Source organism: Flavobacterium sp. 1355 (genome assembly GCF_017833415.1).
Lineage (GTDB): Bacteria > Bacteroidota > Bacteroidia > Flavobacteriales > Flavobacteriaceae > Flavobacterium.
In genome coordinates this window covers 1-1,430 of the sequence record NZ_JAFICC010000030.1, presented here as the reverse complement: position 1 = coordinate 1,430, position 1,430 = coordinate 1, and the positions used below count along the sequence as shown (strand labels likewise).

Genomic DNA, 1,430 nt, shown 5'->3' with positions numbered 1-1,430 from the left:
GGATCAATACATATTGTTGTGGGGAAATATTAAAATCTAGATATTTGTATTTTAAAAACACATAGAAATGCAGGATTCTTTTATTGACCTTCTCAAGTTATTGTTACCAGAAATAATAGTGGATTATTTTGAGCTTACCTCTTATGAAAAGGGAGAGGAGATACTCCATTTGTACTTGAAAGAAATCAATTCGATTCCAAAAGAATATCGAGATTCCAAGTTAAGCTCAAAAGGATTCTTTGAAGAGATAACAGTTCAGGATTTTCCTATTCGTGGACATCAGGTATATCTTTATATTACCCGTAGAAGATGGCTTAATGAAGATACCGGAAAAGTAGTTTTCAGAGATTGGAATTTGGTAGCAGACGGAACTCGTGTAACCCAGGAGTTTGCGTCTTTTTTAAAAGAAATCAATAGATTCCAGGCCAAATGATTGTAATGCCATTGCCTGTTTCTATGGCGTTTCGGGCAGAAATTTACAATCTCAATACAAGGATTTCCTAAGTGATTTTAAGGCTTGGGACCAAAAGGCACATGCTAAAAAATGGCTCGTTTTCCCTAAAAACATTGGAAAACGTTTGTCAATAGATGAAACCTCTCTCTCCAATGGCGAACTCTATACCATTGTGACTAATAAATCCGGTAAAGGCAGAAAAGGGACAATAGTGGCTATGGTTGCAGGAACTAAAGCCGATACAGTAATTTCAGTTATTGAAAAAATCCCTCTCAGAGAAAGAAACCTGGTCAGGGAAATCACCTTGGACATGGCTGGCAATATGGGATTAATTGCCCGTAAATGCTTTCCTAACGCAAGTCGTGTTACTGATCGTTTTCATGTTCAAAAGTTAGCTATAGAAGCCTTACAGGAAATTAGAATCAAATATCGCTGGGAAGCCATAGATCAGGAAAACGAAGCAATGGAGAGAGCCAAAAAGACAAATGTAAATTTCGAATCCAAAACACTCCATAATGGTGATACACTCAAACAATTACTTGCCAGAAGCCGCTATTTCTTATATAAAAACAAATCTAAATGGACTTCGAACCAAATAGAACGTGCTGCACTATTATTTGAATTGTATCCAGACATTCAAAAAGGATACAGTCTAACTCAGGAACTTCGCAGCATCTTCGAGAATACAAAAGATAAAATCATTGGTTTTGCCAAACTGGCCAAATGGCACGAAAAAGTAAATCAATCCGGATTTAAGTCCTTCAATACAATCTCCCGAACAATTATGAATCATTATCAAACCATACTGAATTATTTTGACAACAGAAGTACAAATGCTTCTGCTGAATCTTTCAATGCAAAGATAAAAGCATTTAGATCCCAATTCAGAGGAGTAAGGAATATTGAATTTTTTCTTTTTAGGCTAACTAATATTTATGCTTAAATTTTCAAAATCCACAGGTTTTCGTGTTGATCC

The 1,430-nt window shown here is 35.7% G+C and carries 2 protein-coding genes; both read left to right on the top strand.

Going from position 1 to position 1,430, the window contains the following annotated elements; genetic code table 11:
* The first annotated feature begins 67 nt into the window (after positions 1-67).
* Positions 68-433, top strand: a complete 366-nt coding sequence (locus JOD96_RS22365) for a transposase (RefSeq protein WP_209566447.1) — start codon at positions 68-70, stop codon at positions 431-433.
* Between the two features lie 10 nt (positions 434-443).
* Positions 444-1,397: a transposase gene (locus JOD96_RS22360; protein ID WP_209566448.1), complete on the top strand. Its 954-nt coding sequence runs from the start codon at positions 444-446 to the stop codon at positions 1,395-1,397.
* Positions 1,398-1,430: the final 33 nt, after the last annotated feature.

What these genes read in the sequence shown, in the direction of transcription:
- JOD96_RS22365 (WP_209566447.1), top strand. Translation starts at nt 68, where the DNA reads ATGCAGGATTCTTTTATTGACCTTCTCAAGTTATTGTTACCAGAAATA.